The sequence below is a fragment of the Aeromonas mytilicola subsp. aquatica genome (assembly GCF_044336385.1).
Classification (GTDB): domain Bacteria; phylum Pseudomonadota; class Gammaproteobacteria; order Enterobacterales; family Aeromonadaceae; genus Aeromonas; species Aeromonas rivipollensis.
This window is the reverse complement of sequence record NZ_CP172298.1, coordinates 533246-560048: the sequence shown is the minus strand read 5'-3', so window position 1 is coordinate 560048 and position 26803 is coordinate 533246. Positions and strand designations below refer to the sequence as shown.

The following is a 26803-nucleotide window of genomic DNA, read 5'->3' as shown; positions in this document are numbered from 1 at the left end:
TGCGCAAGGATGCAACCATGAAATTCTCTACCCAACTCTTGATCGACGGCCAGTTCGTGACCGGTGATGGCCAGGCCGAGCCCATCCTCAATCCCGCCACCGGGGAGCTGATCGCCTCGGTGCCCGAGGCGTCGTTCGAGCAGGTGAACCGGGCGGTGAACGGCGCCCAGCGCGCCTTCGCCCAGTGGAGCCGCACCACCCCGGCAAGCCGCAGCATCCTGCTGCTGCGCCTGGCGGATGCCATCGAACGCCACGCCGAAGAGTTCGCGGCGCTCGAATCCCTCAACTGCGGCAAGCCCTATCTGGCGGTGCTCAATGACGAGCTGCCCGCCGTGGTGGACTGCTTCCGCTTCTTCGCCGGGGCGGCCCGCTGCCTGCAAGGGCCACTGGCGGGGGAGTACATAGAGGGGCACACCAGCATGATCCGTCGCGACCCCATAGGGGTGGTGGGCAGCATAGCCCCCTGGAACTACCCCCTGATGATGGCGGCCTGGAAGATGGCACCAGTGCTGGCGGCAGGCAATACTGTGGTGCTCAAACCCTCGGAGCAGACCCCGCTCACCGCCCTGCGCCTCGCCGAGCTCGCCAGCGAGATCTTCCCGCGCGGCGTCATCAACATCGTCTGCGGCCGGGGCGAGAGCGTGGGGGCGCCGCTGGTGGAGCACCCGCTGGTGCGAATGGTATCGCTCACCGGTGACATCGCCACCGGCCAGAAGATACTGCAGAGCGCCGCCCGCACCATGAAGCGCACCCACCTTGAGCTGGGTGGCAAGGCGCCCGTCATCATCTTCGACGATGCGGATCTGGAGGCCGTGGTGGCAGGCATTCGCACCTTCGGCTTCTACAACGCCGGGCAAGACTGCACCGCCGCCTGCCGCATCTATGCCCAGGGCAAGATCTACGACAAGTTCGTCGCGGCCATGACGGAGGCCGTGGCCTCCATCAAGGTGGGGGGCCAGCGTGAAGAGGGGGTGGAGATGGGGCCGCTCATCTCTGACCGCCAGCGCAACCGGGTCGCCAGCTTCGTGGAGCGGGCCCAGAGCAGCGGCCACGTGGAGGTGACGACTGGCGGCAAGATCCGCCCCGGCAACGGCTTCTTCTTCGAGCCGACCCTGATAGCCCACGCCCGCCAGGAGGATGAAATCGTGCGCCGGGAGGTGTTCGGCCCAGTTGTGTCGGTAACCCGCTTCAACGATGCCGAACAGGTGGTGCAGTGGGCCAACGACTCGGACTACGGCCTCGCCAGCTCGGTGTGGACCCGGGATCTGAGTCTGGCCAGCAAGGTGGCCAGCCACCTGCAATATGGCTGCACCTGGATCAACACCCACTTCATGCTCACCTCGGAGATGCCCCACGGCGGCATGAAGATGTCCGGCTATGGCAAGGATCTCTCCCTCTACGCGCTGGAGGATTACACGGTACCGCGCCACATCATGGTCAAGCTCTGAACATGATTCAGGCTGGCCCCGGGGCCAGCCTGAATGCGTAAACAACGACCCAAATCCCCTGCCAGATACCTCCCCCTACGACAGCCGCCACAGCCAGTGGTGATCCAGAATAAGCAGACCGAACAGCAACATCAGGTGATAGATGGAGAAGCGGAAGGTGCGCATCGCCTGACCGGGTCGATCCGAATACTTCAGCAACCAGCCATGCCAGCAGAACCCGAGGTTCAGCGCCAGACTGCCGATCAGATAAAGCAGCCCGGACATGCCGATCAGGTAGGGCAGCAGGCAGACCAGGGTCAGGATCAGCAGATAGAGCAGTATGGCCGTCTTGGTGAATGCTATGCCGTGGGTGACGGGCAGCATGGGAATGTTCGCACCGGCATACTCATCACGCCGGTGGATGGCCAGGGACCAGAAGTGGGGTGGTGTCCAGGTAAAGATGATCATCACCAGCAGCCAGGGTTCGGCCGAGAGTCCTCCTGTGATGCTGGTCCAGCCCAGCAACGGTGGCATGGCGCCCGCCAGCCCGCCGATCACGATATTCTGTGGCGTGGCCCGTTTAAGCAGCAGGGTATAAACGACCGCATAGCCAAACAGGCTGGCCAGGGTCAACCAGGCGGTCAGGGGATTCACGCCCCAATAGAGCAGGACGAAGCCCATCAACGCCAGCCAGAGTGCAAACGCCATCGCAGACTTGGGCCCGATCCGCCCCATGGCTACCGGTCGCCAGCGCGTTCTGCGCATCTGGGCATCGATGCCGTGATCCAGAGAATGATTCATGGCCGCGGCCCCGGCCGCCAGCAGCCCTATCCCCGCCAGCCCCAGCACCATCTCGTCCAGGGAGGCCTGGGTCGGCTCGGCCAGCAGCATGCCGACCCAGGCGGTCAGCAGCAGCAAGGCCACCACCTTGGGCTTGGTCAGTTGGTAGTAGTCCCGCAGCAGCCGGGTGTCGATGAAGCGGGCCAAGGACTTGCTGTTCATGTCTGACTCCTGATCGCCTCAGGCGACAACGAAGGGGAAATCCGGGGGCGGGAGAGCCGCCCACGGGCCAGCACACAACACACCAGCAGGTGTGCCGCCACCAGGTTGTGCGCGAGGGCGTTTGCCAGCGGCAGGGCCAGGTGGACGTTCGCCAGCCCCAAGGCAATTTGCACGAGCAGCAGGACCAGCAAGAGCCCCCCCAGTAAGCGCAACGGGGCCCCCTGACGGATCAGGGCGAGGGCAAAGCCCCCCACCAGCAGGGCGGTGACAAGGGCCCCCAGACGATGGGCGATATGGATGGTCTGGCGCGCCTCCTTGCTCAGCACCCCGAACTCATAGCTGGCGTGGCCGAGTGGCAGATGAAAGGCCTCCTCCCAGTTCAATTGCGCCTGCCAGCTCCCCTGGCAGAGAGGCAACTCGACACAGGCCATGGCCGCATAGTTCGCCGACGTCCAGCCACCCAGCGCTATCTGCAGCAGCAGCACGCCGCAGGCCGCATTGCCGAGCCAGGGCAAGCCCTGACCGCAGCAGACGGGCGCGTTCGCGGGGAAGCGCTCAAGCTCGGCCCGGTAGAGCCAGAGCAGAGTCAGGATGGCGAACCCACCCAGCAGGTGGCTGGTCACCACCAGAGGGTGCAGCGCCAGCGTCACCGTCCACATGCCCAGCGCCGCCTGCCCAACCACCAGCACCAGCAAGGCCCCAGAGAGCCGACGCAGACGACCGCCAGCATGCCAGCTCAGCACGAACAGCAGCGCAATCACACCGCCCAGCACACCGGCAGAGTAGCGGTGCACCATCTCGCTGCGCGCCTTGTGGGGCTCCAGCGGCGTGTCCGGGTAGAGCTGGGCCGCCCGCTCCATATGCGCGGACTGGGGGACGGCCAGGGAGCCGTAACAGCCGGGCCAATCGGGGCAGGCCAGCCCGGCATCCGTCAGTCGGGTATAGGCCCCAAGCACGATGACCAGTACCGCCAGTGCGATAGCGATCGATGCCAGCCGCTTCTGTATCTTCATACGGCACCTCGCTGACGCTTGTCTCCGGATGATGGCGACAGGACACACGACACAGTCCTCAGGTGCGCGTTCATTTCACACCTCGCTGATACTTGAGCAGTTGCTGCAGATCCGACAGCACTGCCTTGCCAAGCAGTGGCCACGCCGCCGTGCTGGCCGGTACCTCGTAGCGCAGGATGGCAAGCCCTTGCGAGTCCACCAGCATCATATCGCCCGCCCGCACCGCTCCGTTCACCCCGCGCGGCGGCGTATCGGTCAGTTGCACCAGATCCAGCTTGTCCAGGTTGCGGCCTAGGGCGCTTTGGATCCGCGACATCAACTCGGGCACCTGCTGACATTGCGTCTCACAGCGCCGGGCGGCCAGATAGACCAGCCGCCATTTACTCTGATGGGGCGGGAGCGGTTGCAACAGATAGACCTCCTGATCCAACCAGGCCCCCTTGTTGCGGGTGCCGGGTTCATACCAGCCCTGCCTCAGGGTCAGTGCAGCCAGAACCACAGGCAGCAGTATCACCAGCGCAAAGAGAACAGGTACCTTCCATCTTGACCATGAGTTCATGGGGACAACCTCCTTGTCAGCACCAGGCCCCCCACCAGCATCACCAGCGCCAGCCCAAGCCATTGCACTGCATATGCCCTGTGCTTCTCGGGCGGCATGACATTCGGCTGGTAGTGATAAAGGAAGGGAGTCTGCCTTTGATAAAACACGGCATCGGCGAGGGGTGAACCGAGGATCTCGCTCAGGGCATCCACCCTGATGGACTGCAGCCGGTTAGGATAGGGGCCGGACTCGATGTTCTGACCCAGCAAGACGCCACCGGGGGCCGTGCGCAGCAGACCGTCGAGCTCCAGAGTTGCCGGAATGACGGGCCTTGGCAGCTGCTGCCGGCTGGCGGGTGCAGGCACCCAGCCCAGATTGACCAGCAGCAGGGGACGGGCATCACCGGCCCGTACCGGTATGATGACGTCATAGCCGATCTCGCCCGCCACCGCCTGGTTGTCCAGCAACCAGACATGAGGGGACACCCATTCGACCTCCCCTCCCAGTGACATGCCATCAAGTGACTCAAGATTGCGCCAGTCGATCCGGGCAAGCGTCATTGGCGCCACCTGCTGTGCCACCGCCATCCGCCCCAGCCAGGCCTCTTTCTCCATCCCGCGCTGCCACTGCCAGAGCGACAGCTTGCACAAACCGGCCGTCACAACCAGAGTGAACATCAGTACGATCCAGCGCCTGTGATGCCATGGTCGCTGCTTATCCCATGTTGCCATGTCACGCATATAACGGAGGGCTCCAACATGTTGATCAAGATAGTGCTGGTACTGATGCTGCTGCTCATCATAGGACAGCTGTTTCATGCCCTCTGGTTGATGATGACCACGGGTCACCCCCAGAAGATGTCGGCCCCGCTGGGGCGCCGGGTGTTCTTTTCCCTGCTGGTGGTCGTCATCCTGCTGCTCTCCCTGATGATGGGCTGGCTGGAGCCCAACCCGCGCCCTTACTGATCCCGACCTCAGAGCAGGTAGACGAACACGAAGAGGCAGAGCCAGACCACGTCGACGAAGTGCCAGTACCAGGCCGCGGCCTGGAAGGCGAAGTGGCGCTCGGCGGTGAAGTGATCCTTCAGCACTATCCGCAGCCAGATGATCAGCAGGAATACAGTCCCCAGGGTGACATGCAAGCCATGGAATCCGGTCAGGATGAAGAAGGTATTGCCGTAGATGCCGGAGTCCAGTCGCAGCCCCAGATCCCGGTACGCATGCAGGTATTCATAGCCTTGCAGCCAGAGGAATGCCAACCCGAGCACCACGGTCACAAGCAGCATTCCCTTGAGACGACGGCGTTTTCCATTCTCCAGGCCGGTATGTGCAAACAGCAGGGTGACGGAGGATGCGAGCAGGATCAGGGTATTGATGAGGGGGATACCGTGCCAGGGCATGGCCTGGGTCGTGGTGCCTCCCGGGGTCTTGACCATGGGCCAGTGCGCGGAGAAATCCGGCCACAGCAACTGGGCCGTCATCGCCTTGTTGCCCGCGCCATCCAGCCAGGGCATGGCAAGCTGGCGGGCATAGAACAGCACCCCGAAGAAGGCCAGGAAGAACATCACTTCGGAGAAGATGAACCAGACCATGCCTTGCCGGAAGGAGCGATCCATCTGGGCGCTGTAGAGCCCGGTCATGGACTCCTGGATGATGTGGCGAAACCAGCCAAACAGCATGAAGACCAGCAAGGCAACGCCAGCCATCATCAAATACCGGCCGACCCCGGCCTGCTCGCTCGCCACCTCATTGACCAGATGCCCCGCCCCGAAGGCCAGGAAAAACAAGGCCACCGCCCCTATGATGGGCCAGCGGCTCTGGTCCGGGACATAATACGTCTGGTTCACTTTGGCCATGATTATTTCCTCTGCGCCAACGTCGGGGCTGGGGTGGACTGAGTGATGTCATAGAGTGAATAGGAGAGCGTGATGGTGTTTATGTTGTCGGGCAAATCGGGGTCGACATAAAACTTGAGCGGCATCAGCTTGCTCTCCCCCGCCTGCAACTCCTGACGGTTGAAGCAAAAGCACTCCACTTTCTTCAAGTAGGCGGCGGCGGGACCGGGGGAGACCGACGGCACCGCCTGACCAATCATGGTGCGATCGGTGGGATTGAACACCCGATAATTGACCAGCTTCATCTCACCCGGCCGCACCGACAACCGCGCCGTTTCGCCGCTGAACTGCCACGGCATCTGGGTGTCCGCATGGGCAAGAAACTCGATCTGGATGGTCCGTTTGCTGTCGATCACCGCCCGCTCAGCCGTGGCAGGCTGTACTGCAGTCTTACCGTTGAGGCCGGTGATCCTGCAGAAGACGTCATACAGCGGCACCAGTGCAAAGGCGAACCCGAACATGACAAGCACCACCAGGGCCAGCTTTCTGAGCAGGGGACCGTGATTGACCTGAGCCATATGCTCTCCTTACCGCACCTCTGGCGGAGTCTTGAAGCTGTGGTAGGGAGGGGGGGATGAGAGCGTCCACTCCAGCCCCTCCGCCCCTTCCCACACCTGATTGCTCGCCTGCCGCCCTCCCCTGATGCACTTGATCACCCCCCAGACGAACAGCAACTGCGACAGCCCGAAGGCGAAACCGCCGAGACTGATCAGCATGTTGAAGTCGGCAAACTGCAGCGCGTAATCCAGAATGCGACGGGGCATGCCCGCCAGACCGACGAAATGCATGGGGAAGAAGAGCACATTGACCGAAATGAGCGAGCACCAGAAATGCCACTGCCCGAGTCGCTCGTCATACATGTGCCCCGTCCATTTGGGCAACCAGTAATAAGCGGCGGCCAGGATCGAGAAGACGGCGCCGGTAACCAGCACATAATGGAAATGGGCCACGACAAAATAGGTATCGTGATATTGGAAATCGGCCGGGATCATGGCCAGCATCAACCCCGAGAAGCCGCCTATGGTGAACAGGGTGATGAAGGCGATGGCAAACAACATGGGGGTCTCGAACGTCAGTGATCCCCGCCACATGGTGGCGACCCAGTTGAATACCTTTACCCCGGTCGGCACAGCTATCAGCATGGTGGCGTACATGAAGAACAGCTCGGCGACAACGGGCAGCCCAGTGGTAAACATGTGGTGAGCCCAGACCATGAATGACAGCAAGGCGATGCTGCTGGTGGCATAGACCATGGAGCGATAGCCAAATAGCTGCTTGCGAGAGAAGGTGGGAATGATGCTGGAGACGATACCAAAGGCCGGCAGTATCATGATGTACACCTCCGGATGGCCAAAGAACCAGAAGATGTGCTGGAACAGCACAGGATCCCCGCCCCCGGCCGCATCGAAGAAGCTGGTCCCGAAATACTTGTCCGTCAGTACCATGGTCACCGCCGCCGCCAGGACCGGCATGACAGCGATGAGCAGGAAGGCAGTGATAAGCCAGGTCCAGACAAACAACGGCATCTTCATCCAGCCCATGCCCGGCGCCCGCAGGTTGAAGATGGTGACGATGACGTTGATGGCCCCCATGATGGAGGAGATACCCATGATGTGGATGGCAAAGACGAACAGCGCCGTGCTGTTGCCGCTGTATTTGGTGGACAGGGGGGCATAGAAGGTCCAGCCCGAGCTGGGGCCACCGCCCTCCATAAACAGGCTCGACAGCAGGATCAGAAACGCAAACGGCAGGATCCAGAAGCTCCAGTTATTCATCCGGGGCAACGCCATGTCCGGGGCACCTATCATGATGGGGATCAGCCAGTTGGCGAGGCCAGTGAAGGCGGGCATCACGGCGCCAAAGACCATGATGAGACCATGCACCGTGGTCATCTGGTTGAAGAACAGGGGCTCGACCAGTTGCAGCCCGGGCTGGAACAGCTCGGCCCGAATGACCATGGCCATGGCGCCACCGGTGAAGAACATGGTCAGGGCGAACAGCAGATAGAGGGTGCCGATATCTTTGTGATTCGTGGTGTATAGCCAGCGCCTCATGCCCGATGCAGGTTGGTGGGCGTGCTCGCTGTGCAGGGTATCCGTGATTCCATCACTCATGCTGGCGCCTCACTTGTCCTTGTTTGGATCGACTGGGTTCAGAAGGGACTGCACCTCTGCAGCCTGAATGACATCACCGGTCTTGTTGTCCCAGGCATTGCGCTCGTATGTCACGACGGCGGCGAGTTCCTGGGCCGTCAGCTGCTTGCCGAAGGGCTGCATCGCCGTTCCGCTCTTGCCATGCAGGACTATGTCCAGGTGCTGGGCCCTATGCTCTGGCAGCGTCGCCACCTTGCTGCCCTTGAGGGCCGGGAAGATGCCGGGCAAGCCCGTACCCGCGGGTTGATGGCAGGCGGCGCAATAGCCCAGATAGACCTTCTCCCCCAGCTCCATGGCCTGCGGCAGCGTCATGGTCTGACTGGCCAGGTCTTGCTGCTGGGCCTTGGCTGCCGCCTGATCTGCCGCTGTCTTGGCGATCCAGCCATCAAACTCCCCGGCCGGCTTGGCCACCACCACTATGGGCATGAAGCCGTGGTCTTTGCCGCACAGCTCGGCACACTGCCCCCGGTAGGTGCCAGCCTTGTCGATCCGGGTCCAGGATTCGTTGATGTAACCGGGATTGGCATCTTTCTTCACCGCGAAGGCTGGAACCCACCAGGAGTGGATGACGTCATCCGAGGTCATCAGGAATCGGATCTTCTTGCCGATGGGCAACACCAGAGGCTGATCCACCTCCAGTAAATAGGTGCCGCTCTTGGGTTCGTCCCCCGAGATCTGCTTCTTGCTGGTCGCCAGCAAGGAGTAAAACTCCACAGGATGCTCGAGGTATTTGTAATGCCATTTCCATTGCGAGCCAGTGATGAGCACGGTCAGGTCGGCTTTGGAGGTGTCCTCCATCTTCAGCAGCGTCGAGGTCGCCGGGGCCGCCATGGCGACCAGGATCAGCACAGGTATGGCCGTCCATAACAGCTCGATGCGGGTGCTCTCGTGGAATTGAGCGGCCTTGGCGCCGCGAGACTTTCTGTGGTGGACTATGGACCAGAGCATGGCCCCGAAGACGATCAGGCCAATGGCGCAGCAAATATAGAAGATCGTCATATGCAGGTCATACACCTGCTGGCTGATGGCGGTCGCCCCGCGCGTCATGTTGAATGTGATGTCGTTGGCGGAAACACTGCTGCTGGCGAGCCACACCATCCATGCGCCATGGTTGATTGCATTTTTTCCCACATTGCACTCCCTGTGCACGTTAGAAAAGATGGCAAGCATTGACAGTTCAAACGCTAACCATCTGAAAATAATGCATTTATTAAACGTTCAGTCACACTCAAGTATTAGTCCATATTCTGAAAAAACCAAAGTGATGCCAGCCGACGAGGGACTCGTCAGAGCAGTTGGCATCCTATCCGGGGTAAACGAGGGGTGTGCTGGCGGCAGCCATTGCCCCATGGCATAACCCAGAACGGCTCAATCACAGGATCCCTCCGGTAGCGAGCAGCCAAAGCGTTCGACAAAAGAGAAGGGGCCACCCGGGCCCCTTGTTCATCTGTGGTGACCAGCGGTGCCTTCTCGCGCCGCCGCGGCCATGTCGTTCGTCGTCAGGCCATGGGCGCCGGTTTGTCAAACAGCCGGGCCAGCAGGCTGCGCAGCTGCTTGATCAGCGCAGGCTTGCCAGCAACACCCAACGTCTTTGCCAACTCGGCCCAGGGCACATACTGCCAGATGGAGGCGATCAGCAGCCGACGCTCGTCGGGAAGCAGTTCATCCAGCACAGTCAACCGACTGGCCAGCCAGCGTTGCAGGCAGGCTTGGCACAGCTCGAACGGTTTGTGATGATGGGCAAAGCACATCAGCTCCTGATACTGGAACTCATCCAGATCGGGCGCTTCTGCGGCCGCGTTTCCTCTCAGGCATAGCCAGACCAGTTCGGGATCCAGCCCCTTGAGCTCTCCTGCCAGCAGGGTCGGCAGCTGGCTCACGAAGCGCCGTCGCCATTGCGCCAGCTCCGAATCGAGCTCCGCTTTCAGCGGTTTGAGCAACAAGGCCGCATGGCTGCCGCTGGCCGCATCCCGCTGCAGACCGATGCGCAATACCGTCAAGCCCCCCTTGAGCCAGAATGGCAGCAGATCGGGACTCGCAGAAAAGGCTGACCCCAGATAGTCGTATCCCTGCGTGCGGTAGTGTGTTTCCAGCTGCGCCAGCAACAGAGAACCCAGTCCCAGCCGATGCAAAGCGGGATGAATGGCGATGCGCATCACCCTGGCATAGGTGCGCTCCCCTGCCGTGATGAAGCCCGCGTGTGCCAGCAGCGACTGGGGCAAGAGATGACCACGGGGGCGTCTTCGCCCAGCCCAGATGTCGTGAGCCAGCGCCGGCGCTATGTTTCCTTCCCGGGCCACCAGGGCAACACCGAGCAACTCTTTATCCTGCTCCAGCAGGTGGATGTCGAGATCCGGGCTCTCCAGCAAATACCGCAAGTCACTCGGACTGGTCTGATAATGGGCCAGGACGAGCAGACCGAACACCCGATTGAGCAGAGCCTCATCACCGGCCAGCGCCTCCTGTTCCAGCCGTCGCCAGCTTGATGCTTTCGGGGGAGCCGGTGCCACTATGTCGGCATTGAGGCCGAGCAGCCGGAAGATCAGCGGCTCCAGCGGATCATGCCGGCTCCAGCGGATGGGTTCCGCCAGATGCAGCTCCTGCCAATCCGGGGTCTGCCTATCGAGCACCCGCTTGAAGCGCAGATGAAAACCACGCCCCGTCCCCTCATAGCCGTGCTCAGTGGTGGCGAATACGATGCGGCTGTGATGGGCCAGGATGGCTTCCAGCAGCGGGGTCGGAATGGCGGCGGCCTCATCCACCAACAGCAGATCCGCTTGCACATCCCCTTGAGCCGCTCGGTCTGGCGACACATAGGTCAGGCCCGCCAGCCGCTCTGGCGTGTCTGCAAGCGCGGCCGAGGCATGGGCAAAGAGCGTGGCCACAGTCGCCTGGGAAGGAGCCGTCACCACTATCTGCAGGCCGGGATCCTGGCGCAGCAGATCGGCGCTGGCCAGACCCAGCAGCGCACTCTTGCCACGGCCACGATCCGCACTCAGCACCAGCGGACGACGACGATGACCATGCAACACCTTGTGAATGGCTGGCAGCGCACGGGCTTGATCGGTGCTGAGTGGCCGGCTTGCGTCAAGAGGACACCAGGGTTCGCCGCCGACGGGAGGGTTCAAGGAGAGGGCTGGATCCCCTGCCAGCAACCGCACCAAGCGGGCGATAAAACCATGACCCGCCAGCTTGGCATCCTCAGGCTGGGCGACCAGTCGCAGCCTGTCCGGATCCGGGTAGGCTGGCCACGTCTCTCTGGGGGGCGTCAGCAGCAGCAGCAGACCACCGGCGCGCAACGTGCCCGCCAAGGCGCCGAAAGCATCGGGATGAAAGCCGCTGAAGGCGTTGAACACCAGGGTATCGCACTCCTGACCCAGCCGTTGCAGCGCCTTGGCGGCGGGCAGCGGGCCATGGCATGCGGGGCCGTCCCCCAGCCAGAAGACCGCCTCCCCCAGCAAGGGTTCGGCGCGGGTGATGCAATCGGCTTCGAGCCCTTCCAGCCAGATCAGGCGACGCTCACCGGTGCGAGCGAGGGCCTGGCGCAGGAGATCCACCTCGGCTGGGCTCATGAGGCTGAACTGTCGTCCGGCTTCACCCGTGGCTCAAACATGCGCTCCCCCATCTGATCGATGAAGGTATGGGCTTTTTGCACCATGAAACGCTCGGCGTCGGCCGGGTTGGAGAACAGATCGGAGCGGATGAAGCGGTGAGTCTGCAGCACACCATCCACATCCTTGGTGATGCGCCCGGCAAGCCGGAACTGCCCCCCTTCCGCCATGGGTTCGGGATAAATGAGATAGCCGGTGTATTCGGTGGGCGTGACGTCGGCGGTCTGGGCGGGTTGCCCCTTGAACAGGGCACTGAATAGTTTCTTGAGCATGTTCGTCTCCTCTCTGATGGTTGCATTCTCCTCAAGGGGGGAATCACTGGCAAGCAGGGGATCTTATTACCATTCGTTCTTTGCACTACGAACCATTCTCATTTAGATTTCATCTCATTCCAGCATGAGGTCCATTATTATGTACGTGTGTTTGTGCCGCGGCATCACAGATAACCAGATCCGCAAGGCGGTACAGGCAGGCAAGACCGAGTTCAGACAGCTGAAACAATCGCTGGAAGTCGGTGCACAATGTGGCAAGTGCGTGCGCATGGCGATGGAGATCATCGCCACCGAGATCGACAAGATGGAGTCGGAGCAGGCGCCCCTTTATTACGAAGTGGCATGAAATACCTCTCCCCTCACCTCATCGAGCGGATGCTCTTCCTTTCGGGGTAGGCGATTCGCCATCCTCTTATGGTCATTTTTCTCGACTACGCTCTAGTGATCGGTGCCCTAGGCTCGAACACGAGGAGTAATGTCGATGAAAGGAGATCCCAAAATCATTGCCCACCTCAACAAGGTGCTGGCCAATGAGCTGGTTGCCATCAACCAATATTTCCTGCATGCCCGCATCTACGATGACTGGGGCCTCAAGGGGCTTGGGCACAAGGAATATCATGAGTCCATCGATGAGATGAAACATGCCGACGAGCTGGTCAAGCGGGTGCTGTTTCTGGAAGGACTGCCCAACTTGCAGGATCTGGGCAAGCTGCGTATCGGTGAGACAGTCGAAGAGATGCTGCGCTGCGATCTGTCACTGGAAATGGATGCCATTCCCGACCTGAAAGTGGCCATCACCTATGCCGAGTCCGTCCATGATTATGTCAGCCGTGACCTGTTCCAGGAGATCCTGGAAGACGAGGAGGAGCACGTAGACTGGCTGGAAACCCAACTGGACCTCATCGCTCGCATCGGCCTGGAAAACTATCAGCAATCCCAGCTTCATACCGCATCATCCTGAGTGCGGATGTCATTAAGATCTGTCCCCAACCCGCCAAGGCGGGTTTTTTCTGGGCCACCATCTTGAAGCCCAGGCATGAATTTGAAATATATGGACGTTAATGTCTGCCAGATAGCTGGCCAACCGGGGTGTTTCCCTAAGTCCGCCAACCCCCTTCACGATACTGGGCGCACCGCCGGATCCGGCGAACGAGGCACAGCCCAAGCCGGATTGAACCATTGCAGTGATCACAGTTACGATGCAGGGCAGAGCAGCGCACGCCGCTTTCGATTAGGATACGGCCCTATTCCCATCACTTTGCTACGGATGATTTCCATGGAACTGATTGCACGTGAGATGGCCCCCCACAAGCGGGTGGCCCTGGTGGCTCACGACAACATGAAGACCCCATTGCTGAACTGGGTGCTGCGCCGCAAGGAGGAGCTCAAGCTCCACCACCTCTATGCGACCGGCACCACGGGTACCCTGCTCGGCAAGAAGGCACAGCTGCCCATCACCTGCCTCTTCTCCGGCCCCATGGGCGGCGATCAGCAGCTCGGCGCCCTGATTGCCGAGGGCAGGATCGACGTGATGATCTTCTTCTGGGATCCCCTCAATGCCGCGGCGCACGATCCGGACGTAAAGGCGCTGCTGCGCCTCGCGGCGGTCTGGAACATCCCGGTCGCCACCAACGAAGCGACGGCGGACTTCATCATGGACAGCCCGCACATGCAGCAGGCATTCAGCGTACAGGTGCCCGACTACGCCGGTTATCTCAAGGCAAGAACCGAGTAACCCCAACCAGATAGCAAAAAGCCGGACAGTGTCCGGCTCTTTTGTCTGAAGGATGGTGGCGGCTCAGCGCTGGAAACTCTTCTGGGCGAACTTGGGTCTGGCGTTCATGATCTGCTCCACCTGCTCGTCGCTCATCTTGCCACGCGACAGCCCCAGCACCTTGTAGGTCAGCAGCGGCCGTGCCGGCAGTGCAATCATCAGGGCGCGGATCTGGTTTTCGTCCTCCTTCTCTCGCACCGGCTTGCCATAGGCATAGGTCAGCACCCCGGCATCCATCAGGTTTTTGACGGCAGGTTCGGTGATCGGCAGGTTTATGACGCTTTTCCGTTGCAGCACAAACTCGCGCAGCACCGCCTTCTCGTTGAAGTCGAGGAAGCCTATCATCTGGGCCAGCTGATCCTGTTGACGGCGGGATTGCCACTCGTCGCAGGCCCATTCCCAGGCGATCAGGAAACCCTGGCTGCAGAAGTAGGAGATGGCGATCAGCATGCCGACCCCCAGCCAGGCGGCGTGAGCCGTGGCCCACTGGCTGACGGCGCCTTTCATCAGCCCGGCCGGGAACAGCAATATGATGCTGCAGCAGAGCAGCAGCCAGACCATCAGCCAGTTGAGGCGATTCAGCTGGTAAAAATGTTGGATCCACCGTTTCATCGTTCACCCTTCCCAAGTCAATGTGGACAGTAGTCAACTCATAGCAATCCCTGTGCCAAGGCGAGGATCCTGTGGGCGGGATCTGGATCCTGGCGGGTAGATCTGATGGGATGGGCCTGTGGCCAGGTTACATCCCCTTACAAGTTGCCGGGGGGACGAGCCGTCATTTTCCTTGTGGGGCGACCCATCTCTTGATAAAAAGCCCGCACTGTCATTGGGGAGTAGCAACCCGCCCGAGATCCGGGCAGGGCTCATGTCAACATTCTTGGATCATCAGATCCATGGCATGAGCGGCGATAGCATCTATCGCTCTGCAAGACCTTTGGCCTCGATACGCAAGCCAGCCGGGCGAGCCGTATCGGGTCCATCGGTTGTTCTGCTCGCCTGGCGGTTGCCTATTATGTTGATCACCCTGCTGTTATTTCTGCTCTCTGCCGTCACCATCTACCTGGCCTGCGAATATTTCGTCAACGGTATCGAATGGGCCGGCCATCACTTCAAGTTCTCCCAGAGTGCCACCGGTTCCCTACTGGCGGCCCTCGGCACTGCCCTGCCCGAATGCATAGTCACCCTGACGGCCCTGCTGATGGGGGATGCTCCCGCCCAGCAGCAGATAGGAATAGGGGCCGCCCTCGGCGGTCCCCTGGTGCTCTCCACCATAGGCTATGCCGCCGTCGGCCTGACCCTGCTGCTGTGCATGGGCCCTGAACACAGAGTCATAGATGGCGAGGTGCAGCGAGAGACTGGTCGGGATCAGGCCTGGTTTGTCGCTATCTTCCTGGTGGCGGTGGCCCTCGGCATGGTGGCCTTCACCGGCAAAACCTGGCTGGCTCCGCTGTTCGTGCTGGTGTATCTGGTCTATGTGCGGCGCGAGCTGAAACAGACCGACAGCCACGAGACCCCGTTGCCAGAGCCCCTCAAGCTGGACCCCGAGGCCGAGATCCCGGCGCTACGCAAGGTGCTGCTGCAGACCCTGGTGGCATTGGTGGTAGTGGCGCTGGCGGCCCAGCTGTTCGTCCATCAGCTGGAGAGCATGGGCGAGCTGTTTGGCCTCTCCCCCGTGCTGGCGGCCCTGCTGCTGAGCCCGGTGGCGACCGAGATGCCGGAACTGATGAACGTGCTGATCTGGGTGCGTCAGGGCAAATACCGGCTGGCGCTGGCCAACATCTCAGGCGCCATGATGATCCAGGGCACCATTCCCAAGGCGTTTTGTCTGCTGTTCACCCCCTGGTTGCTCGACAGCACCATGATGGCCTCCTCCCTGGTGACCCTGCTGGCGGTGGCACTGCTGTGGTGGGGCTTCAGCCGGGAGCGGATGACGGCGGGCAGGCTGGCCGGCATAGGGCTGGTGTACCTGGGCTTCTGCGGCTGGCTGATGGTGAGCTGAGGGCGCGCTCTATGTGAAGATGGCGCCATAGGAAAGGGCAGGATCGGATCCTGCCCTTTGTTCATGGGGTTAGGTTCGCGGGTTGAACCCCGGGATCAGAACTGCTGGAACCAGCGCTGGATCTGGGCCGGATCCTTGCTCTGGGTCAGGGAGAGCATCAAGAGGATGCGCGCCTTCTGCGGGTTCAGGGTGCCGGCGGCCACGAAGCCGTACTTGGCGTCATCGATCTCGGCATCCAGGGTGGTGGCACCGGTCGGCACGCGGGCGGAGCGCACCACCCGGATGCCGTCCTCGCTCGCCTTGGCCAGAGTATCGAACAGGGTGTGGTAGAGGTTGCCGTTGCCCACCCCGGCGCTGACGATGCCGTCAAACTTGGCATCCACCATGGCCTTGGCCGGCAGATCGGTGGCGTTGGCATAGTTGTAGACGATGCCCACCTGCGGCAGCTTGTCGAGCTTGCTCACGTCGAACGGCGTCTTGCTGGTGTGCAGGCGGGCCGGGCTGCGCTGGTAGTCGATCTTGCCGTTGTGGATGTAACCGAGCGGGCCGAAGTTGGGGGCGGCAAAGGTCTGCACCCCTGTGGTGTTGGTCTTGGTGACGTCCCGGGCGTCCAGCACTGTGTCGTTCATGGCGACCATGACGCCGCGTCCCTTGGAGCTGGGGTCGGAGGCGGTGACCACTGCGTTATACAGATTCAGCGGGCCATCGGCGCTCATGGCGGTGGAGGGACGCATGGCGCCGACCAGCACCACGGGCTTGTCGCTCTTGACGGTGAGGTTGAGGAAGTAGGCGGTCTCTTCCATGGTGTCGGTGCCGTGGGTGATGACGATGCCGTCCACGTCATCCTTGGCCAGCAGCTCGTTGACCCGCTTGGCCAGCTTGAGCCACACCTCGTCGTTCATGTCCTGGGAGCCGATCTTGACCACCTGCTCCCCCTGCACCTCGGCCACGTTCTTCATCTCGGGCACGGCGGCGATCAGGGTCTCGATGGCCACCTTGCCTGCCTCATAGTTGGATTGGGTGGCGGACTGCCCCGCACCGGCTATGGTGCCACCGGTCGCCAGAATATGAACCTGCGGCAGGGCCATGGCCAGGGGGGAGAGTGTCATGCCGAGGACGACGGCGAGCAGGGTCTTGCGGATAGGGTGAGTCATGCTGCAATCCTTTTGGGTTAGTTGACTGCAGCATTTTCATCCACTTTAAATCGTTTTTAAGTGATCACTCTCAACAATAAAAACAAGTAAACAGAATATTGGTCTGATTTTTACCCATATAGGGATAAATCACTCCGCATTGAATCCCTGGACTTCGATCAGCGCGATCAACTCGCCCTTGCTCAGCTCGCTCTCGATAACGGCTTTACGGCTGCCAAAATCGACCCGGGCCTGGCTGACGGCGCTCTGGGCCAGCAGCGCCTTCTGCAGGCTGGCGGCGCAGCCACCGCAGGACATGCCGGAGACGGTGAGTTCTATGGTCATGGGATATCTCCTCTGTGGATGTGTTCCCAGCCTAAAGCTGACGCCCGCGGCAAGGTCAAGCCCTAGCGGGCCACCACGGATTCACGCACCACCAGGCGCCCCTGGAATTTCTGCTGCTCATCGGCCGGTCGCAGACTCTGCGCCAGCTGTGCTTGCAACACCCGCACGCTCTCCTGGGCCAGCCGCTCACTCGGGTATTCGATGCAGGTCAACGGCGGGGTCAGCTGGCTCGCCAGGGAGGAGCCTTCCAGGCTGATGACGGAGACATCCTGAGGGATATGGAGGTTGAACTCGCGCAACAGCCTCATGGCATCGGCAGCCTGGGCATCTTGCTGCACCACCAGCGCGGTGAAGGGCAGGTAGCGATTGAGCAAGCCGAGCAGCGCCTGCTGGTTGTCGGTACCGTCGATCACCAGCTGGCTGTTATAGGGCAGGGATTGCTGCTGAAGTGCCTGCTGATAACCCTGGATGGCGCTCTTTCCGGCTGGGGACAGTTTGTCATCCAGCATCAGCACCAGCTGGCGATGACCCTTGCCGAGCAGGAAGCGACAGGCGCTCTCGGTGGCAAAGGTCAGGTCATAGCTGAGATTGAGGTTGCCGGTGTCGCTCACCCCATCGAGCTGAATGAGGCGCGGGTCCGGATTCAGAGGCTGTTTGGTACCGAGGACCAGGACGCCATCACAACGCCCACCAAGCAGTTCATCGACCGCCAGCTGCTGTTGCTGTGCCTCGTCGGCAAAGCGCACCAGCATGCTCTTGCCCGTCTTGGCCAGCGCTCCTTCCAGCAGCGGCAGCATGCTGGCCAGACGATTGCCAAGCTGGGGGGAGAGGATGATGCCCACACAATCCGTCGCCTGGGTCGCCAGGGAGCGGGCCGTGGCATTGGGTCGGAAATTCAGCTGTTCGGCGGCTTGCAGCACGGCCAACCGACTCTCTTCACGCACGCCGCGCGAGCCGCTCAGGACGCGGGAAACGGTGGCTTTAGACACATTCGCGAGGCGCGACACATCGGTAATATTGGCCATGGCTTCATCAACGGTAACCGGTTAACAGGCCTCCATCCTAGCACAGGCCAGCGACCTCCGGTAAGGGCCGGCAGCCTGACCAATGGAAAAGGGGGGCCCTTGCCCCCCCTCTGCCAACCTGGCTTCCATCAGAAGAAATATTTGAAACGCACCCGGCCACCGTAGCGATCCATGTTGTCCACCTCGCCGCTGTCGACATTCAGCTGGGACCAGTAGGCTCCCAGATAGATATCGAAGTTGCTGAGATCCAGCACGCTCGGGATCTTGTAGGAGGCGTAGACGGTGTTGATGCTGTGCTTGCCGATCATCTTGCTGAAGTCGGCGCTGGTGTTGTTCAGATTGGCACTGCTGATGTCGTTGATGGCGTAGACATAACCCAGACCGGCATTGTGCCAGAGCAGGTTGGCGCCCAGGGTGGTATCGGTTTCAGCCTCGGCATCCATGCGGGCCAGGTTGGCATTGATGACCAGGGCATCCTGGGTCCAGCTGGTGGTGAGGCCATAACCCATGCGATCGGACACCGAGACGTCGTCGCTGGTGACGATGGCGTCGCTGATCACATTGCCCTCGGCCCCCAGGGCGACTTTCAGGTTTTCACCTTTCCAGGCGATGACGGGACGCACGATGATGGAGTCTTTGGCCTTGGTCAGCGCATAGCCGTGGTATTGCTGGCCTGCAAACAGATTGGTGCGATCTCCGATCAGGGTGGAGAGCTCCAGATACCAGTTGCCCGCCTCCTTGTTGAGCAGCAGCTGACCCCCCTTGCCTGCCCGGCCACGACCCTCCTTGAGCATGTAGACATAGCCATTGCCATCGGAGTAGAGGTCGTTGGCGCTGTCACCGGAATGCTCGACAAAGATGTCCTGACCCAGCGGGAACATGTCGTAGGCCTCGAAACGACCGACCTTCATCCCCCAGTTGCTGCGCTGGCCGAACCCCAGATACGCATCGTCGGCACCGGCACCACCATTGGTGCCTATGGTGGGCTGGATCTGGATCTGGCCATAGCGACCATCTTCCAGCTCCCGTACCCCGAGGAAGTTCAGCAGCAGGCGACCATCCTCGTCCCAGCGATCGGTGCGGGTCTCGCTGGTTTGACCCAGCACGTTGCCACGGGTGGTATTGGACGCGTTCAGGTTGATCTCCGCATCGCCCCCCAGGCTCAGGCGCCCGAAGTCAGTGTTGGTTTCCACCACGGCGCGGGCCATGAAAGGGGTGCTCAGGGCCAGGATCGCAAGGAGCTGGGCGGACAGGTTTGTCAGTTTCATTATTATCATTCCTTGAGTTTTATGTTTTTGATATACAAGCACTTATTTATCTGTCTCCCCGAAGGGAGGACAAATTCGGGCATGCCTTTCCCCCATCGCGACGCAATGTGGGGCAAAGGGCATGGATCAAATCGGGTGGGGACTAGGGCCCGAGGCAGTGTCTCAGCCTCTGACAGGCATAGCCCACCGGGGCAGGCGAGTCGGCGCGCTCTCCTCGGCCAAGGCTCAGATGGCCCATGTGGTGGCTCCTTCGACGCAGCTCGGCAGCCAGGCGGCGCCGCGTACCCCGCTGCTGTCCCCGTAGCGGGCAGGCACTATGGGGGTGAGGCACTGCGCCGAGAACAGGTAGGGAATCACTGCCGCGGGCAGATCACGATAGAGGGAGGCGATGTTGGAGAGGCCGCCCCCCAGTACGATGACATCCGGGTCCAGCACATTGATCAGGCTGGCGACGCTGCGGGCCAGGGCCTGGATGAAGTGGTCATAGTGGACCTCGGCCTCCAGATCCCCCTCGGCGGCGGCCGTGATGATCCCGAGAGGCGACAACCCGCGGCCATGACGCTCCACGAAACGACCGGCAAACCCTGTCCCGGAGACGAACCGCTCGATGCAGTTGCTGCGCCCGCAGTAACAGGGCTGGGTTGGGCCATCAAGCGCCGGGTCATAACCGGGCAGCGGATTGTGTCCCCACTCCCCGGTGATGGCGTTGGGGCCGACGATGAGCTGGCGATTGACCACCAAGCCGCCACCACAGCCGGTGCCGAGGATGATGCCAAACACCACCCTGCCCGTCTCTCCCGCCCCGTCGACGGCCTCCGAGAGGGCGAAACAGTCGGCGTCATTGGCGAGCCACACCGGCTGGCCCAGCGCCTGGGTCAAGTCTCCTTTAAGGTCTTGTCCGTTGAGAAACAGACAGTTGGCATTCTTGATGCGACCCGTCTGCGGGTCGATCGCCCCGGGCAGCCCGATGCCGATGGTGAAGGCGCTGTCCATCGCCTGCCGTATCTCCCTCACCAGATCGGTGATGGCCGCCAGGAAATCGCCGTACCCCGTGGTCGGGGTCGCGATCCGCTTGCGCAGCAGGCTGACGCCCTGGCCATCGAGCAGTTGAGCCTCGATCTTGGTGCCGCCGATGTCGAGTCCGAGTCGCAACATGATCGTCTTCCTCAGGCAGCCAGCTTGCGGTGCAGCTCGATGAGCTCGGTGACCAGCTCTCGGGCCAGCATGGCGGTCATCAGGTGGTCCTGGGCATGGACCAGGATCAGCGTGACCGGGATCTTGCCCTCCCCTTCATCCGCCTCGATCAGCCTGGTCTGTACTGCATGGGCGGCATTGGCTGCCTCGGCGGCCTGGCGCAGCAGGTCATCGGCCTCCGCAAACTGACCGGCCCTGGCCTGACGCAGCGCCTCGAAGCAGAGGCTGCGACTCATGCCGGCATTGATGATAAGACCCATGACGGTCTCTTCCAGATCGAACATACACACTCCTTGGTGATGGGCGCCGGCCCTGGGGCTGGCGCTCTTTATAGGGGGCAAGTGACAGAATAATCAGTCAAAGCCATTCTCACGGGCGGCGGTGGCAAACCACTGGCCGCTCTTCTTGATGCGCCGGGTCTGGCTCTCCAGCTCCAGCTCGATGAAGCCGTAACGGTTCTTGTAGGCATTGCTCCAGGACCAGTTGTCGATGAAGGTCCAGAGGTGATAGCCCCGGCACTGACAGCCCTCCGACAGCCCCTTGTGCAGCCAGATGAGGTGATCCCGGATGAAGCCGATGCGGTAGTCATCCTGGATCTGGCCGCCCTCTCCCTTGAACCTGGCCTCCCCCTCCACCCCCATGCCGTTCTCGGAGATGTAGCTCGGGATGTTGCCGTAGTGGTCGCGCAGGTTGACCAGGATGTCGTAGATCCCCTGCTCGTAGATCTCCCAGCCCCGGTGCGGGTTCATCTTGCGGCCCGGCATCTCGTAGTAGTCGAAGAACCACTCCGGCATGAAGGGGCTGGCAGGATTGACCGCGTGGCTGCGCGCCTTGACCCGGCGCGGCTGGTAGTAGTTGACCCCCAGCAGGTCTATCTTGCCGGCCGCCAGCAGGGCGGCATCGCCCGGATCGCAGGCCGGCAGCTGATCGTATTCCCGCAGCAGCTCGACCAGCTCGGCGGGGTATTCCCCCTTGACCGCCGGATCCAGGAAGCTGCGGTTGAACATCAGATCCGCAATGTTGGCCGCCTTCAGATCCGCCGGGTGTTGCGAGCGCGGATAGGAGGGGGTCAGATTCAGGATGATGCCGATCTGACCATCCTGACCGAGCTCCCGGTAACGCTGCACCGCCATGGCGTGGGCCAGCATGATGTGATAGGCCACGGTGGCGGCGCGGCGAAAGTCCACCACGTTCGGATAGTGGAAGTCGTAGAGGTAACCCCCCTCCACCGGCACGATCGGCTCGTTGAAGGTGAACCAGTGTCTGACCTTGTGGCCGAACAACCTGAAACAGGTCTCGGCAAACTCGGCGTAAGCCTCGATCACTTCCCGGCTTTCCCAGCCCCCCAGCGCCTGCATGCTCATGGGCATGTCGAAGTGGAACAGGCAGATGAAGGGCTCTATCCCCTCGGCCTTGAGCTCGTCGAGCATGGCGTCGTAGAAGGCGACGGCCTGTGGGTTGGGCTCTCCCCGGCCAGCCGGGATCAGCCTGGACCAGGCGATGGAGGTGCGGAAGCTGTTGTGACCAAGCTGCTTCAGCAGACGGATGTCATCGCGAAAATGCTCATAAAAACCGGAGGTCTGCGCCGGCCCTATCTGCTGATGGAAACGGTTGGGGGACTGCTCGAACCAGTGATCCCAGATGGTGGGCGCCTTGCCGCCCTGGAGGCTGGCGCCTTCGGCCTGGGCGGCGGAGGAAGCGCTGCCCCACCAGAACTGTTCAGGAAAACGGTATTGCATCTCGTGTTACTCCAAGCTTGAAAAAAGAGGCCGCCAGGCGGCCCCGGCAGGCAATCAACGGGTGGCGGCGGCCAGCTCCGGCGTTTTCGGACTCTCTTCCTGCTCTTCCTGTTTGAGCAGGGTGCGCTCATAGGCTTTCAGGAAGGGGTAATACATGGCAGCGGCGGAGCACATGCAGAGCAGGCTCAGCACCATGGGGCTGATGGCCCAGTTGGCAGCCCAGGAGGCGCCGATGGGGCCAGGGGTGGTCCAGGGAGTGAGAGAGACAACCCGCTCCACCAGACCTATATCCAGGGCAAACCAGGCCAGAGTGGCGTTGATCATGGGCACCAGGATGAAAGGCAGGAAGAAAACCGGGTTCATCACTATGGGCGCACCGAACAGGATGGGTTCGTTGATGTTGAACAGGCCAGGCACCACGCCCATCTTGCCGATGGATCTCAGGTGGGCGGCCTTGCTGCGCAGCAGCAGGAAGGCCAGCGGCAGGGTGGAGCCGACGCCACCGATCAACAGGTAGTGATCCCAGAAGCCCTGCAGGAAGATGTGGGGCAGCGCCTCACCGGCCGCCATGGCGGCCTGGTTGTTGGCCAGATTGGCCATCCAGAACGGGTTCATGATGCCGGTGACAATCAGGGCACCGTGGATCCCCGCGAACCAGAGCACCTGGCACACCAGCACCGCCAGCAGCATGGCAGGCAGGGAATCGGAGGCCGCCACCAGCGGCTTGACCAGAGACATGATGGCCTCCGGCAAAATCATGCCGGTGGTGCTCTCCAGGATCAGGTTGAGCGGGTGCAGGGTCAGGATGATCACCAGCACCGGGACCAGCACCTCGAAGGAGCGGGCGACCCCCGTCGGGACCTGGGGCGGCAACTTGATGGTGATGTTGTTGCGCTTGAGGAAGGCATAGACCTCGGCCGCATAGATGGCGGTGATCAGGGCCGTGAAGATCCCCTGACCGGAGAAATACTGCATGGAGATGGCACCATCCTTGACGGGGGCGGCCACCAGCATGAAGGACATCAGGCAGAGCAGGCCTGTGGTGACGGGGTCAAGACCGTTCTGCCGCGCCAGGCTGGCGCCTATTCCCACCGAGATGAACAGGGTCATCAGCCCCATGCTCAACTGGAACGGGAGCAGCAACTGGGACTGATAGGTCGACGAGAAGTCGAGCCAGGCACGGGCAAATCCCCATTGGGTCTGGGGTGAGAAGGGGGGAAAGATGAACACCAGCATGAAGCTGCCGACGATCATGAAGGGCAAGGCGGCGATGAAGCCGTCACGGATCGCCTGCACGTATTTCTGCTGGCCGATCCGGCCGGCCAGCGGGCTGACCCGGTTCTCTATGGTACTGACAAAGCGCTCGTAAAGGGTGTTCATGAAGGTTTCCTTGTGACATTCACTGGTTGGGGTCTGCGCATCAGCCGATCAGGGTGAGGGCGTGGTCGAGGACCTTGTCACCCCGTTGCATGCCGTAATCCATCATGTTGATGGTGTCGACAGGCACGCCATGAGCCGCCGCTCGCTGCTGCAGTTCGGCCTGCATGTATTTGACCTGGGGCCCCAGCAGCACCACCTGGTAGTGGGGCATCTGCAGATCGAACTCTGCCGCACCGAAGGCCTGTATCTCGGCGTCCAATCCCCGCTTGTCCGCCTCCTCTTTCATCTTCTTGACCAGCAGGCTGGTGGACATGCCGGAAGAGCAGCACAACATGATTTTTTTCATTTCCCGATTCTCCAGACGTTCATAACGGATGGCGCATTCTGGACCGAATGGATTTACTTTGGAAACCGGTTTCCAAAGTAAATCCATTGATGTGTGAGAAGGATCGACTTTTTCCGGTTCAAGAGGTCGGGAAGTGTGAGCGAGGTAATGAAATGGCAAAATGGTCGAGGATATTACGGAAACAAAACCACAAAGCCGTCAAAATGGCGTCCAAGCCTCGTGATGACAAGGGGTATCAGGATGACAAGGAACCGAATAACGTGATGAATCTGCAATGGATGGCAATGCTGGTCGGCATGATAGAGCAGCGCATGGTACCGTTTGCCAACTGGCTGACCCGCAGTCGCCATGTGCTCTCGTTGCGCGATGGTTTTCAGCTGGCCATGCCCTTCGTCATCGTCGGCAGCCTGCTGGTCCCCATCCTCTATCCTCCCATCGCCCCCGACACGCCGCACGCCTTCGGACAGTGGCTGCACTGGCTGGCGCGGGCGCTGCATCCTTTCCTGTTTCCCGTCTACTCCCACACCCTGGGGTTGGTGGCGCTGATCATCGCCTTCGGTGCGGCGTCCAGCCTCGCCAAGGCATACGAAATGCCGGAGCGCCTGTGCGGCCTGGGGGGCTGCATGGCCTTCCTGATGCTGATCGACTTTCGCTCGCTGCAACCCGGGGTATTTGGCTATCTGGGGGGAGCCGGGATTTTCACCGCCCTGCTGATGGCGTTCTACTCGGTGGAGGTGACCCGGTTCTTCTATCGCCGGGGCTGGTACATCCAGATGCCGGACGAGGTGCCGGTGATGACGAGGCGGGGCTTTCAGCTGATAGTGCCGCTGCTGTTCATCATGCTGTCGCTGAGCCTGTTGCGGCTCTGGTTGAAGCAGCAGTTCGGGATCAGTCTGCCGGACTTCATGGCCGCCCTGTTCCGGCCCCTGATCGTGGGGGCCGACACCCTGCCCGCCCTGCTGATCACCCTGCTGATCGCCCATCTGCTCTGGTTCATGGGGATCCACGGCGCCCTGATAGTGACCGGATTGCTGTCACCCTTCTGGATGGCCGGGGTGAGCGCCAACCAGGCCGCGCTGATGGCGGGAGAGCCCCTGCCCCATATTTTCCTGCAAGGGTTCTGGGACTACTACCTGCTGATCGGGGGGATTGGGACTACCTTGCCACTGGTGTTTATGGCCATGCGCAGTCGCTCTCACTCGATTCAGTCGGTGGGCAAGCTGGGTTTCATCCCCTCGATGTTCAACATCAATGAGCCGCTGTTGTTCGGTTTTCCCATCATCATGAATCCGCTGTTCTTCCTGCCCTTCATCGGCGTCCCCCTGATCAACGCAGTGCTCGCCTGGCAGCTGACCCAGTGGGGGTTTCTCGACAAGTTCATCGCCCTGCTGCCCTGGTCAATGCCCTCTCCTCTCGGTGCCGCCTGGGCGGCCAACGGCAGTTGGAGCAATGGCCTGATGAGCCTGGTCTGCATCCTCAACAGCTATGTGCTCTACCGCCCCTTCTTCCTGGCCCATGAAAAAATGGTGCTGGAGCAGGAGCGTGAACGCAGCTGAGACCCTGGGCTCGAACGATAGGCTGTTCAACCCCCTGGCCAGTGGTAGCGAGCGAACTCAGGGGGATGGCGGCCATGATGTTCGCCGCCAATGCGCGCCCCATGGCCGGGGCAGTCACATGGCGACAGTGCCTTACCCCATCAACCCCAGGTAGTTCATCAGGGCCGCCCCCAGGCTGGTAGTCACAAGCGAACCCAGCGTGGTGGTGGCTATGATGTTCGCCGCCAGGGCGCTGTCGCCCCCCATGGCGCGGGTCATCACATAGCTGGCGGCGGCGGTGGGGGTGGAGCTGATGAGGAAGAGGATGCCGAGGGCCTGGGGACTGAAACCGAGCGCCCAGGCCCCCAGCACCAGCAGCACGGGAATGCAGAACAGGCGGTTGGCGGTGGCCCAGCCGGTCAGCATGGCGCCGCCGCGCAGGGCCTTGAGGTTGAGGCTGGCGCCGGTACAGAGCAGCGCCAGCGGCAGTGTCATGCTGGCAAAGTAGTTGCCCGTGGTGATCACCAGCTGGGGCAGCTCTATGCCGAGCAGGCCGAACGGCAGGGCCGCCAGTATGGCGATGATGAGGGGGTTTCTGACGATCCCCTTGAGGATGGGTTTGATCCCTTTTCCGCCCCCCAGGCTGCGGGTCAGGGTGATCACCGCGAGGATGTTGTAGAGCACTGTGATGGAGCCCACCAGCAGGGCGGCGGCCCCTATGCCCTCTGGGCCGTAGGCGTTCTGCACATAGGCCAGCCCCATGATCCCCATGTTGCCGCGAAAGCTGCCCTGCACGAAGATGCCGCGCAGACGCCGCTCGGGGATGAAGCGAGCCGCCAGCAGCTCGAGCACCAGGAAACCGGCCAAAGTGCCGAGCAGGCCGTAGAGGATGAGCCAGGGGCTCGGCATGGTGGAAAAGTCGGTGCGCACCATGCTGAGGAACAGCAAGGCCGGCAAGGTGACCTGAAACACCAGTCGGGAGGCGGACTCGACGAAACTGTCGGGCAAGAGACCGAGCCGCTTGAGCCAGATCCCGAGCACCAGTACCAGGCAGATGGGGCCAGTGATGGAGAGGGAGAAGTGCAGACTTGCCAACAGATCCATGATGCGCGTCCTGTGCAATGGCGGGGGAGTCGCCTGGGCAAATTGGCA

Annotated in this window: 28 protein-coding genes and 1 riboswitch; of the genes, 7 read left to right on the top strand and 21 right to left on the bottom strand. The window is 61.5% G+C overall.

Going from position 1 to position 26803, the window contains the following annotated elements:
* Window positions 1-17 precede the first annotated feature (17 nt).
* Window positions 18-1448 (top strand): gamma-aminobutyraldehyde dehydrogenase, encoded by a 1431-nt coding sequence (locus ACFWHB_RS02795; RefSeq protein ID WP_395949414.1) that lies wholly within the window; start codon window positions 18-20, stop codon window positions 1446-1448.
* A gap of 75 nt (window positions 1449-1523) precedes the next feature.
* On the opposite strand, the gene cyoE is transcribed toward ACFWHB_RS02795, so the two are convergent.
* From cyoE to ACFWHB_RS02775, 4 genes are all read right to left on the bottom strand, one after another.
* Window positions 1524-2429: a heme o synthase gene (cyoE, locus tag ACFWHB_RS02790; protein ID WP_025328384.1), complete on the bottom strand. Its 906-nt coding sequence runs from the start codon at window positions 2427-2429 to the stop codon at window positions 1524-1526.
* Window positions 2426-3442, bottom strand: a complete 1017-nt coding sequence (locus tag ACFWHB_RS02785; protein WP_395949413.1) for a COX15/CtaA family protein — start codon at window positions 3440-3442, stop codon at window positions 2426-2428. The genes cyoE and ACFWHB_RS02785 overlap by 4 nt, the downstream gene beginning before the upstream one ends.
* Before the next feature lie 70 nt (window positions 3443-3512).
* Entirely contained in the window at window positions 3513-4001 is a 489-nt protein-coding gene (locus tag ACFWHB_RS02780; RefSeq protein ID WP_395949412.1) for a hypothetical protein, read from the bottom strand.
* Window positions 3998-4660, bottom strand: coding sequence for an SURF1 family protein (locus ACFWHB_RS02775; protein ID WP_395949411.1), 663 nt, complete (start codon window positions 4658-4660; stop codon window positions 3998-4000). The genes ACFWHB_RS02780 and ACFWHB_RS02775 overlap by 4 nt, the downstream gene beginning before the upstream one ends.
* Window positions 4661-4741: 81 nt before the next feature.
* On the opposite strand from ACFWHB_RS02775, the gene ACFWHB_RS02770 reads away from it, so the two are divergent.
* The gene (locus ACFWHB_RS02770; protein ID WP_005330432.1) at window positions 4742-4948 is read left to right on the top strand and encodes a DUF2909 family protein; all 207 of its coding nucleotides are present in this window, start codon (window positions 4742-4744) and stop codon (window positions 4946-4948) included.
* A gap of 8 nt (window positions 4949-4956) precedes the next feature.
* Here the strand turns inward: ACFWHB_RS02770 and ACFWHB_RS02765 are convergent, their stop codons facing one another.
* From ACFWHB_RS02765 to ACFWHB_RS02740, 6 genes are all read right to left on the bottom strand, one after another.
* On the bottom strand, window positions 4957-5838 hold the full coding sequence (locus tag ACFWHB_RS02765; RefSeq protein ID WP_395949410.1) for a cytochrome c oxidase subunit 3: 882 nt from the start codon (window positions 5836-5838) through the stop codon (window positions 4957-4959).
* 2 nt (window positions 5839-5840) lie between these two features.
* Window positions 5841-6395 carry a cytochrome c oxidase assembly protein gene (locus ACFWHB_RS02760; protein WP_025328389.1) on the bottom strand — a complete coding sequence of 185 codons (555 nt, stop codon included), beginning with the start codon at window positions 6393-6395 and terminating at the stop codon, window positions 5841-5843.
* Window positions 6396-6404: 9 nt separating this feature from the next.
* A complete protein-coding gene (gene ctaD / locus ACFWHB_RS02755) occupies window positions 6405-7991 on the bottom strand; it encodes a cytochrome c oxidase subunit I (RefSeq protein WP_395949409.1) in 1587 nt (528 codons plus the stop codon).
* 9 nt (window positions 7992-8000) lie between these two features.
* Complete coding sequence (gene coxB / locus ACFWHB_RS02750) at window positions 8001-9128, bottom strand: cytochrome c oxidase subunit II (protein WP_395950167.1); 1128 nt, start codon at window positions 9126-9128, stop codon at window positions 8001-8003.
* 401 nt (window positions 9129-9529) lie between these two features.
* Window positions 9530-11602: a tRNA(Met) cytidine acetyltransferase TmcA gene (locus ACFWHB_RS02745; protein WP_395949408.1), complete on the bottom strand. Its 2073-nt coding sequence runs from the start codon at window positions 11600-11602 to the stop codon at window positions 9530-9532.
* Complete coding sequence (locus ACFWHB_RS02740; protein ID WP_111911054.1) at window positions 11599-11913, bottom strand: HlyU family transcriptional regulator; 315 nt, start codon at window positions 11911-11913, stop codon at window positions 11599-11601. Before ACFWHB_RS02740 ends, ACFWHB_RS02745 begins: the two co-directional genes overlap by 4 nt.
* Before the next feature lie 139 nt (window positions 11914-12052).
* Between ACFWHB_RS02740 and ACFWHB_RS02735 the strand changes: the two genes are divergently transcribed.
* The 3 genes from ACFWHB_RS02735 (at window position 12053) to ACFWHB_RS02725 (ending at window position 13648) form a co-directional block, all read left to right on the top strand.
* Window positions 12053-12259 (top strand): bacterioferritin-associated ferredoxin, encoded by a 207-nt coding sequence (locus tag ACFWHB_RS02735; RefSeq protein ID WP_010675777.1) that lies wholly within the window; start codon window positions 12053-12055, stop codon window positions 12257-12259.
* Window positions 12260-12394: 135 nt separating this feature from the next.
* Entirely contained in the window at window positions 12395-12874 is a 480-nt protein-coding gene (gene bfr / locus ACFWHB_RS02730) for a bacterioferritin (RefSeq protein ID WP_139433902.1), read from the top strand.
* A 315-nt stretch (window positions 12875-13189) separates the two neighbouring features.
* Window positions 13190-13648: a methylglyoxal synthase gene (locus ACFWHB_RS02725; protein WP_162520173.1), complete on the top strand. Its 459-nt coding sequence runs from the start codon at window positions 13190-13192 to the stop codon at window positions 13646-13648.
* Between the two features lie 63 nt (window positions 13649-13711).
* On the opposite strand, the gene ACFWHB_RS02720 is transcribed toward ACFWHB_RS02725, so the two are convergent.
* Window positions 13712-14299 carry a superinfection exclusion B family protein gene (locus ACFWHB_RS02720; protein ID WP_025328396.1) on the bottom strand — a complete coding sequence of 196 codons (588 nt, stop codon included), beginning with the start codon at window positions 14297-14299 and terminating at the stop codon, window positions 13712-13714.
* A 204-nt stretch (window positions 14300-14503) separates the two neighbouring features.
* Window positions 14504-14610, top strand: a riboswitch (yybP-ykoY riboswitch).
* A gap of 89 nt (window positions 14611-14699) precedes the next feature.
* Between ACFWHB_RS02720 and ACFWHB_RS02715 the strand changes: the two genes are divergently transcribed.
* Window positions 14700-15686: a sodium:calcium antiporter gene (locus ACFWHB_RS02715; protein ID WP_395949407.1), complete on the top strand. Its 987-nt coding sequence runs from the start codon at window positions 14700-14702 to the stop codon at window positions 15684-15686.
* Window positions 15687-15781: 95 nt separating this feature from the next.
* Here ACFWHB_RS02715 and ansB read toward each other — a convergent pair whose 3' ends face one another.
* From ansB to ACFWHB_RS02670, 9 genes are all read right to left on the bottom strand, one after another.
* The gene (ansB, locus tag ACFWHB_RS02710) at window positions 15782-16840 is read right to left on the bottom strand and encodes an L-asparaginase 2 (RefSeq protein ID WP_106885697.1); all 1059 of its coding nucleotides are present in this window, start codon (window positions 16838-16840) and stop codon (window positions 15782-15784) included.
* Window positions 16841-16969: 129 nt separating this feature from the next.
* Window positions 16970-17164, bottom strand: coding sequence for a heavy-metal-associated domain-containing protein (locus tag ACFWHB_RS02705; RefSeq protein WP_395949406.1), 195 nt, complete (start codon window positions 17162-17164; stop codon window positions 16970-16972).
* Window positions 17165-17226: 62 nt separating this feature from the next.
* Window positions 17227-18189, bottom strand: coding sequence for a LacI family DNA-binding transcriptional regulator (locus ACFWHB_RS02700; protein WP_106885695.1), 963 nt, complete (start codon window positions 18187-18189; stop codon window positions 17227-17229).
* A gap of 128 nt (window positions 18190-18317) precedes the next feature.
* Window positions 18318-19457: a carbohydrate porin gene (locus ACFWHB_RS02695; RefSeq protein WP_395949405.1), complete on the bottom strand. Its 1140-nt coding sequence runs from the start codon at window positions 19455-19457 to the stop codon at window positions 18318-18320.
* Between the two features lie 225 nt (window positions 19458-19682).
* Complete coding sequence (locus ACFWHB_RS02690; RefSeq protein WP_395949404.1) at window positions 19683-20612, bottom strand: ROK family protein; 930 nt, start codon at window positions 20610-20612, stop codon at window positions 19683-19685.
* Window positions 20613-20623: 11 nt separating this feature from the next.
* Window positions 20624-20935, bottom strand: coding sequence for a PTS N,N'-diacetylchitobiose transporter subunit IIA (gene chbA / locus ACFWHB_RS02685; protein WP_025328403.1), 312 nt, complete (start codon window positions 20933-20935; stop codon window positions 20624-20626).
* Between the two features lie 69 nt (window positions 20936-21004).
* Window positions 21005-22390 carry a glycoside hydrolase family 1 protein gene (locus ACFWHB_RS02680; protein ID WP_395949403.1) on the bottom strand — a complete coding sequence of 462 codons (1386 nt, stop codon included), beginning with the start codon at window positions 22388-22390 and terminating at the stop codon, window positions 21005-21007.
* A 54-nt stretch (window positions 22391-22444) separates the two neighbouring features.
* Window positions 22445-23770 carry a PTS sugar transporter subunit IIC gene (locus ACFWHB_RS02675; protein WP_163137568.1) on the bottom strand — a complete coding sequence of 442 codons (1326 nt, stop codon included), beginning with the start codon at window positions 23768-23770 and terminating at the stop codon, window positions 22445-22447.
* A gap of 40 nt (window positions 23771-23810) precedes the next feature.
* Complete coding sequence (locus tag ACFWHB_RS02670; RefSeq protein ID WP_041204936.1) at window positions 23811-24116, bottom strand: PTS sugar transporter subunit IIB; 306 nt, start codon at window positions 24114-24116, stop codon at window positions 23811-23813.
* 263 nt (window positions 24117-24379) lie between these two features.
* Between ACFWHB_RS02670 and ACFWHB_RS02665 the strand changes: the two genes are divergently transcribed.
* Window positions 24380-25672 carry a PTS sugar transporter subunit IIC gene (locus tag ACFWHB_RS02665; protein ID WP_106885689.1) on the top strand — a complete coding sequence of 431 codons (1293 nt, stop codon included), beginning with the start codon at window positions 24380-24382 and terminating at the stop codon, window positions 25670-25672.
* Window positions 25673-25804: 132 nt separating this feature from the next.
* Here the strand turns inward: ACFWHB_RS02665 and ACFWHB_RS02660 are convergent, their stop codons facing one another.
* Complete coding sequence (locus tag ACFWHB_RS02660) at window positions 25805-26755, bottom strand: AEC family transporter (protein WP_106885688.1); 951 nt, start codon at window positions 26753-26755, stop codon at window positions 25805-25807.
* Window positions 26756-26803 lie beyond the last annotated feature (48 nt).

Coding starts and splice junctions, on each gene's coding strand:
- ansB (WP_106885697.1), bottom strand. CDS start 16,840: ATGACTCACCCTATCCGCAAGACCCTGCTCGCCGTCGTCCTCGGCATG.
- coxB (WP_395950167.1), bottom strand. CDS start 9,128: ATGGTGTGGCTCGCCAGCAGCAGTGTTTCCGCCAACGACATCACATTC.
- ACFWHB_RS02690 (WP_395949404.1), bottom strand. CDS start 20,612: ATGTTGCGACTCGGACTCGACATCGGCGGCACCAAGATCGAGGCTCAA.
- ACFWHB_RS02770 (WP_005330432.1), top strand. CDS start 4,742: ATGTTGATCAAGATAGTGCTGGTACTGATGCTGCTGCTCATCATAGGA.
- cyoE (WP_025328384.1), bottom strand. CDS start 2,429: ATGAACAGCAAGTCCTTGGCCCGCTTCATCGACACCCGGCTGCTGCGG.
- ACFWHB_RS02670 (WP_041204936.1), bottom strand. CDS start 24,116: ATGAAAAAAATCATGTTGTGCTGCTCTTCCGGCATGTCCACCAGCCTG.
- ACFWHB_RS02695 (WP_395949405.1), bottom strand. CDS start 19,457: ATGAAACTGACAAACCTGTCCGCCCAGCTCCTTGCGATCCTGGCCCTG.
- ACFWHB_RS02675 (WP_163137568.1), bottom strand. CDS start 23,770: ATGAACACCCTTTACGAGCGCTTTGTCAGTACCATAGAGAACCGGGTC.
- bfr (WP_139433902.1), top strand. CDS start 12,395: ATGAAAGGAGATCCCAAAATCATTGCCCACCTCAACAAGGTGCTGGCC.
- ACFWHB_RS02735 (WP_010675777.1), top strand. CDS start 12,053: ATGTACGTGTGTTTGTGCCGCGGCATCACAGATAACCAGATCCGCAAG.
- chbA (WP_025328403.1), bottom strand. CDS start 20,935: ATGTTCGATCTGGAAGAGACCGTCATGGGTCTTATCATCAATGCCGGC.
- ACFWHB_RS02760 (WP_025328389.1), bottom strand. CDS start 6,395: ATGGCTCAGGTCAATCACGGTCCCCTGCTCAGAAAGCTGGCCCTGGTG.
- ACFWHB_RS02700 (WP_106885695.1), bottom strand. CDS start 18,189: ATGGCCAATATTACCGATGTGTCGCGCCTCGCGAATGTGTCTAAAGCC.
- ctaD (WP_395949409.1), bottom strand. CDS start 7,991: ATGAGTGATGGAATCACGGATACCCTGCACAGCGAGCACGCCCACCAA.
- ACFWHB_RS02725 (WP_162520173.1), top strand. CDS start 13,190: ATGGAACTGATTGCACGTGAGATGGCCCCCCACAAGCGGGTGGCCCTG.
- ACFWHB_RS02680 (WP_395949403.1), bottom strand. CDS start 22,390: ATGCAATACCGTTTTCCTGAACAGTTCTGGTGGGGCAGCGCTTCCTCC.
- ACFWHB_RS02665 (WP_106885689.1), top strand. CDS start 24,380: ATGAATCTGCAATGGATGGCAATGCTGGTCGGCATGATAGAGCAGCGC.
- ACFWHB_RS02775 (WP_395949411.1), bottom strand. CDS start 4,660: ATGTTCACTCTGGTTGTGACGGCCGGTTTGTGCAAGCTGTCGCTCTGG.
- ACFWHB_RS02740 (WP_111911054.1), bottom strand. CDS start 11,913: ATGCTCAAGAAACTATTCAGTGCCCTGTTCAAGGGGCAACCCGCCCAG.
- ACFWHB_RS02765 (WP_395949410.1), bottom strand. CDS start 5,838: ATGGCCAAAGTGAACCAGACGTATTATGTCCCGGACCAGAGCCGCTGG.
- ACFWHB_RS02745 (WP_395949408.1), bottom strand. CDS start 11,602: ATGAGCCCAGCCGAGGTGGATCTCCTGCGCCAGGCCCTCGCTCGCACC.
- ACFWHB_RS02785 (WP_395949413.1), bottom strand. CDS start 3,442: ATGAAGATACAGAAGCGGCTGGCATCGATCGCTATCGCACTGGCGGTA.
- ACFWHB_RS02660 (WP_106885688.1), bottom strand. CDS start 26,755: ATGGATCTGTTGGCAAGTCTGCACTTCTCCCTCTCCATCACTGGCCCC.
- ACFWHB_RS02780 (WP_395949412.1), bottom strand. CDS start 4,001: ATGAACTCATGGTCAAGATGGAAGGTACCTGTTCTCTTTGCGCTGGTG.
- ACFWHB_RS02795 (WP_395949414.1), top strand. CDS start 18: ATGAAATTCTCTACCCAACTCTTGATCGACGGCCAGTTCGTGACCGGT.
- ACFWHB_RS02715 (WP_395949407.1), top strand. CDS start 14,700: ATGTTGATCACCCTGCTGTTATTTCTGCTCTCTGCCGTCACCATCTAC.
- ACFWHB_RS02720 (WP_025328396.1), bottom strand. CDS start 14,299: ATGAAACGGTGGATCCAACATTTTTACCAGCTGAATCGCCTCAACTGG.
- ACFWHB_RS02705 (WP_395949406.1), bottom strand. CDS start 17,164: ATGACCATAGAACTCACCGTCTCCGGCATGTCCTGCGGTGGCTGCGCC.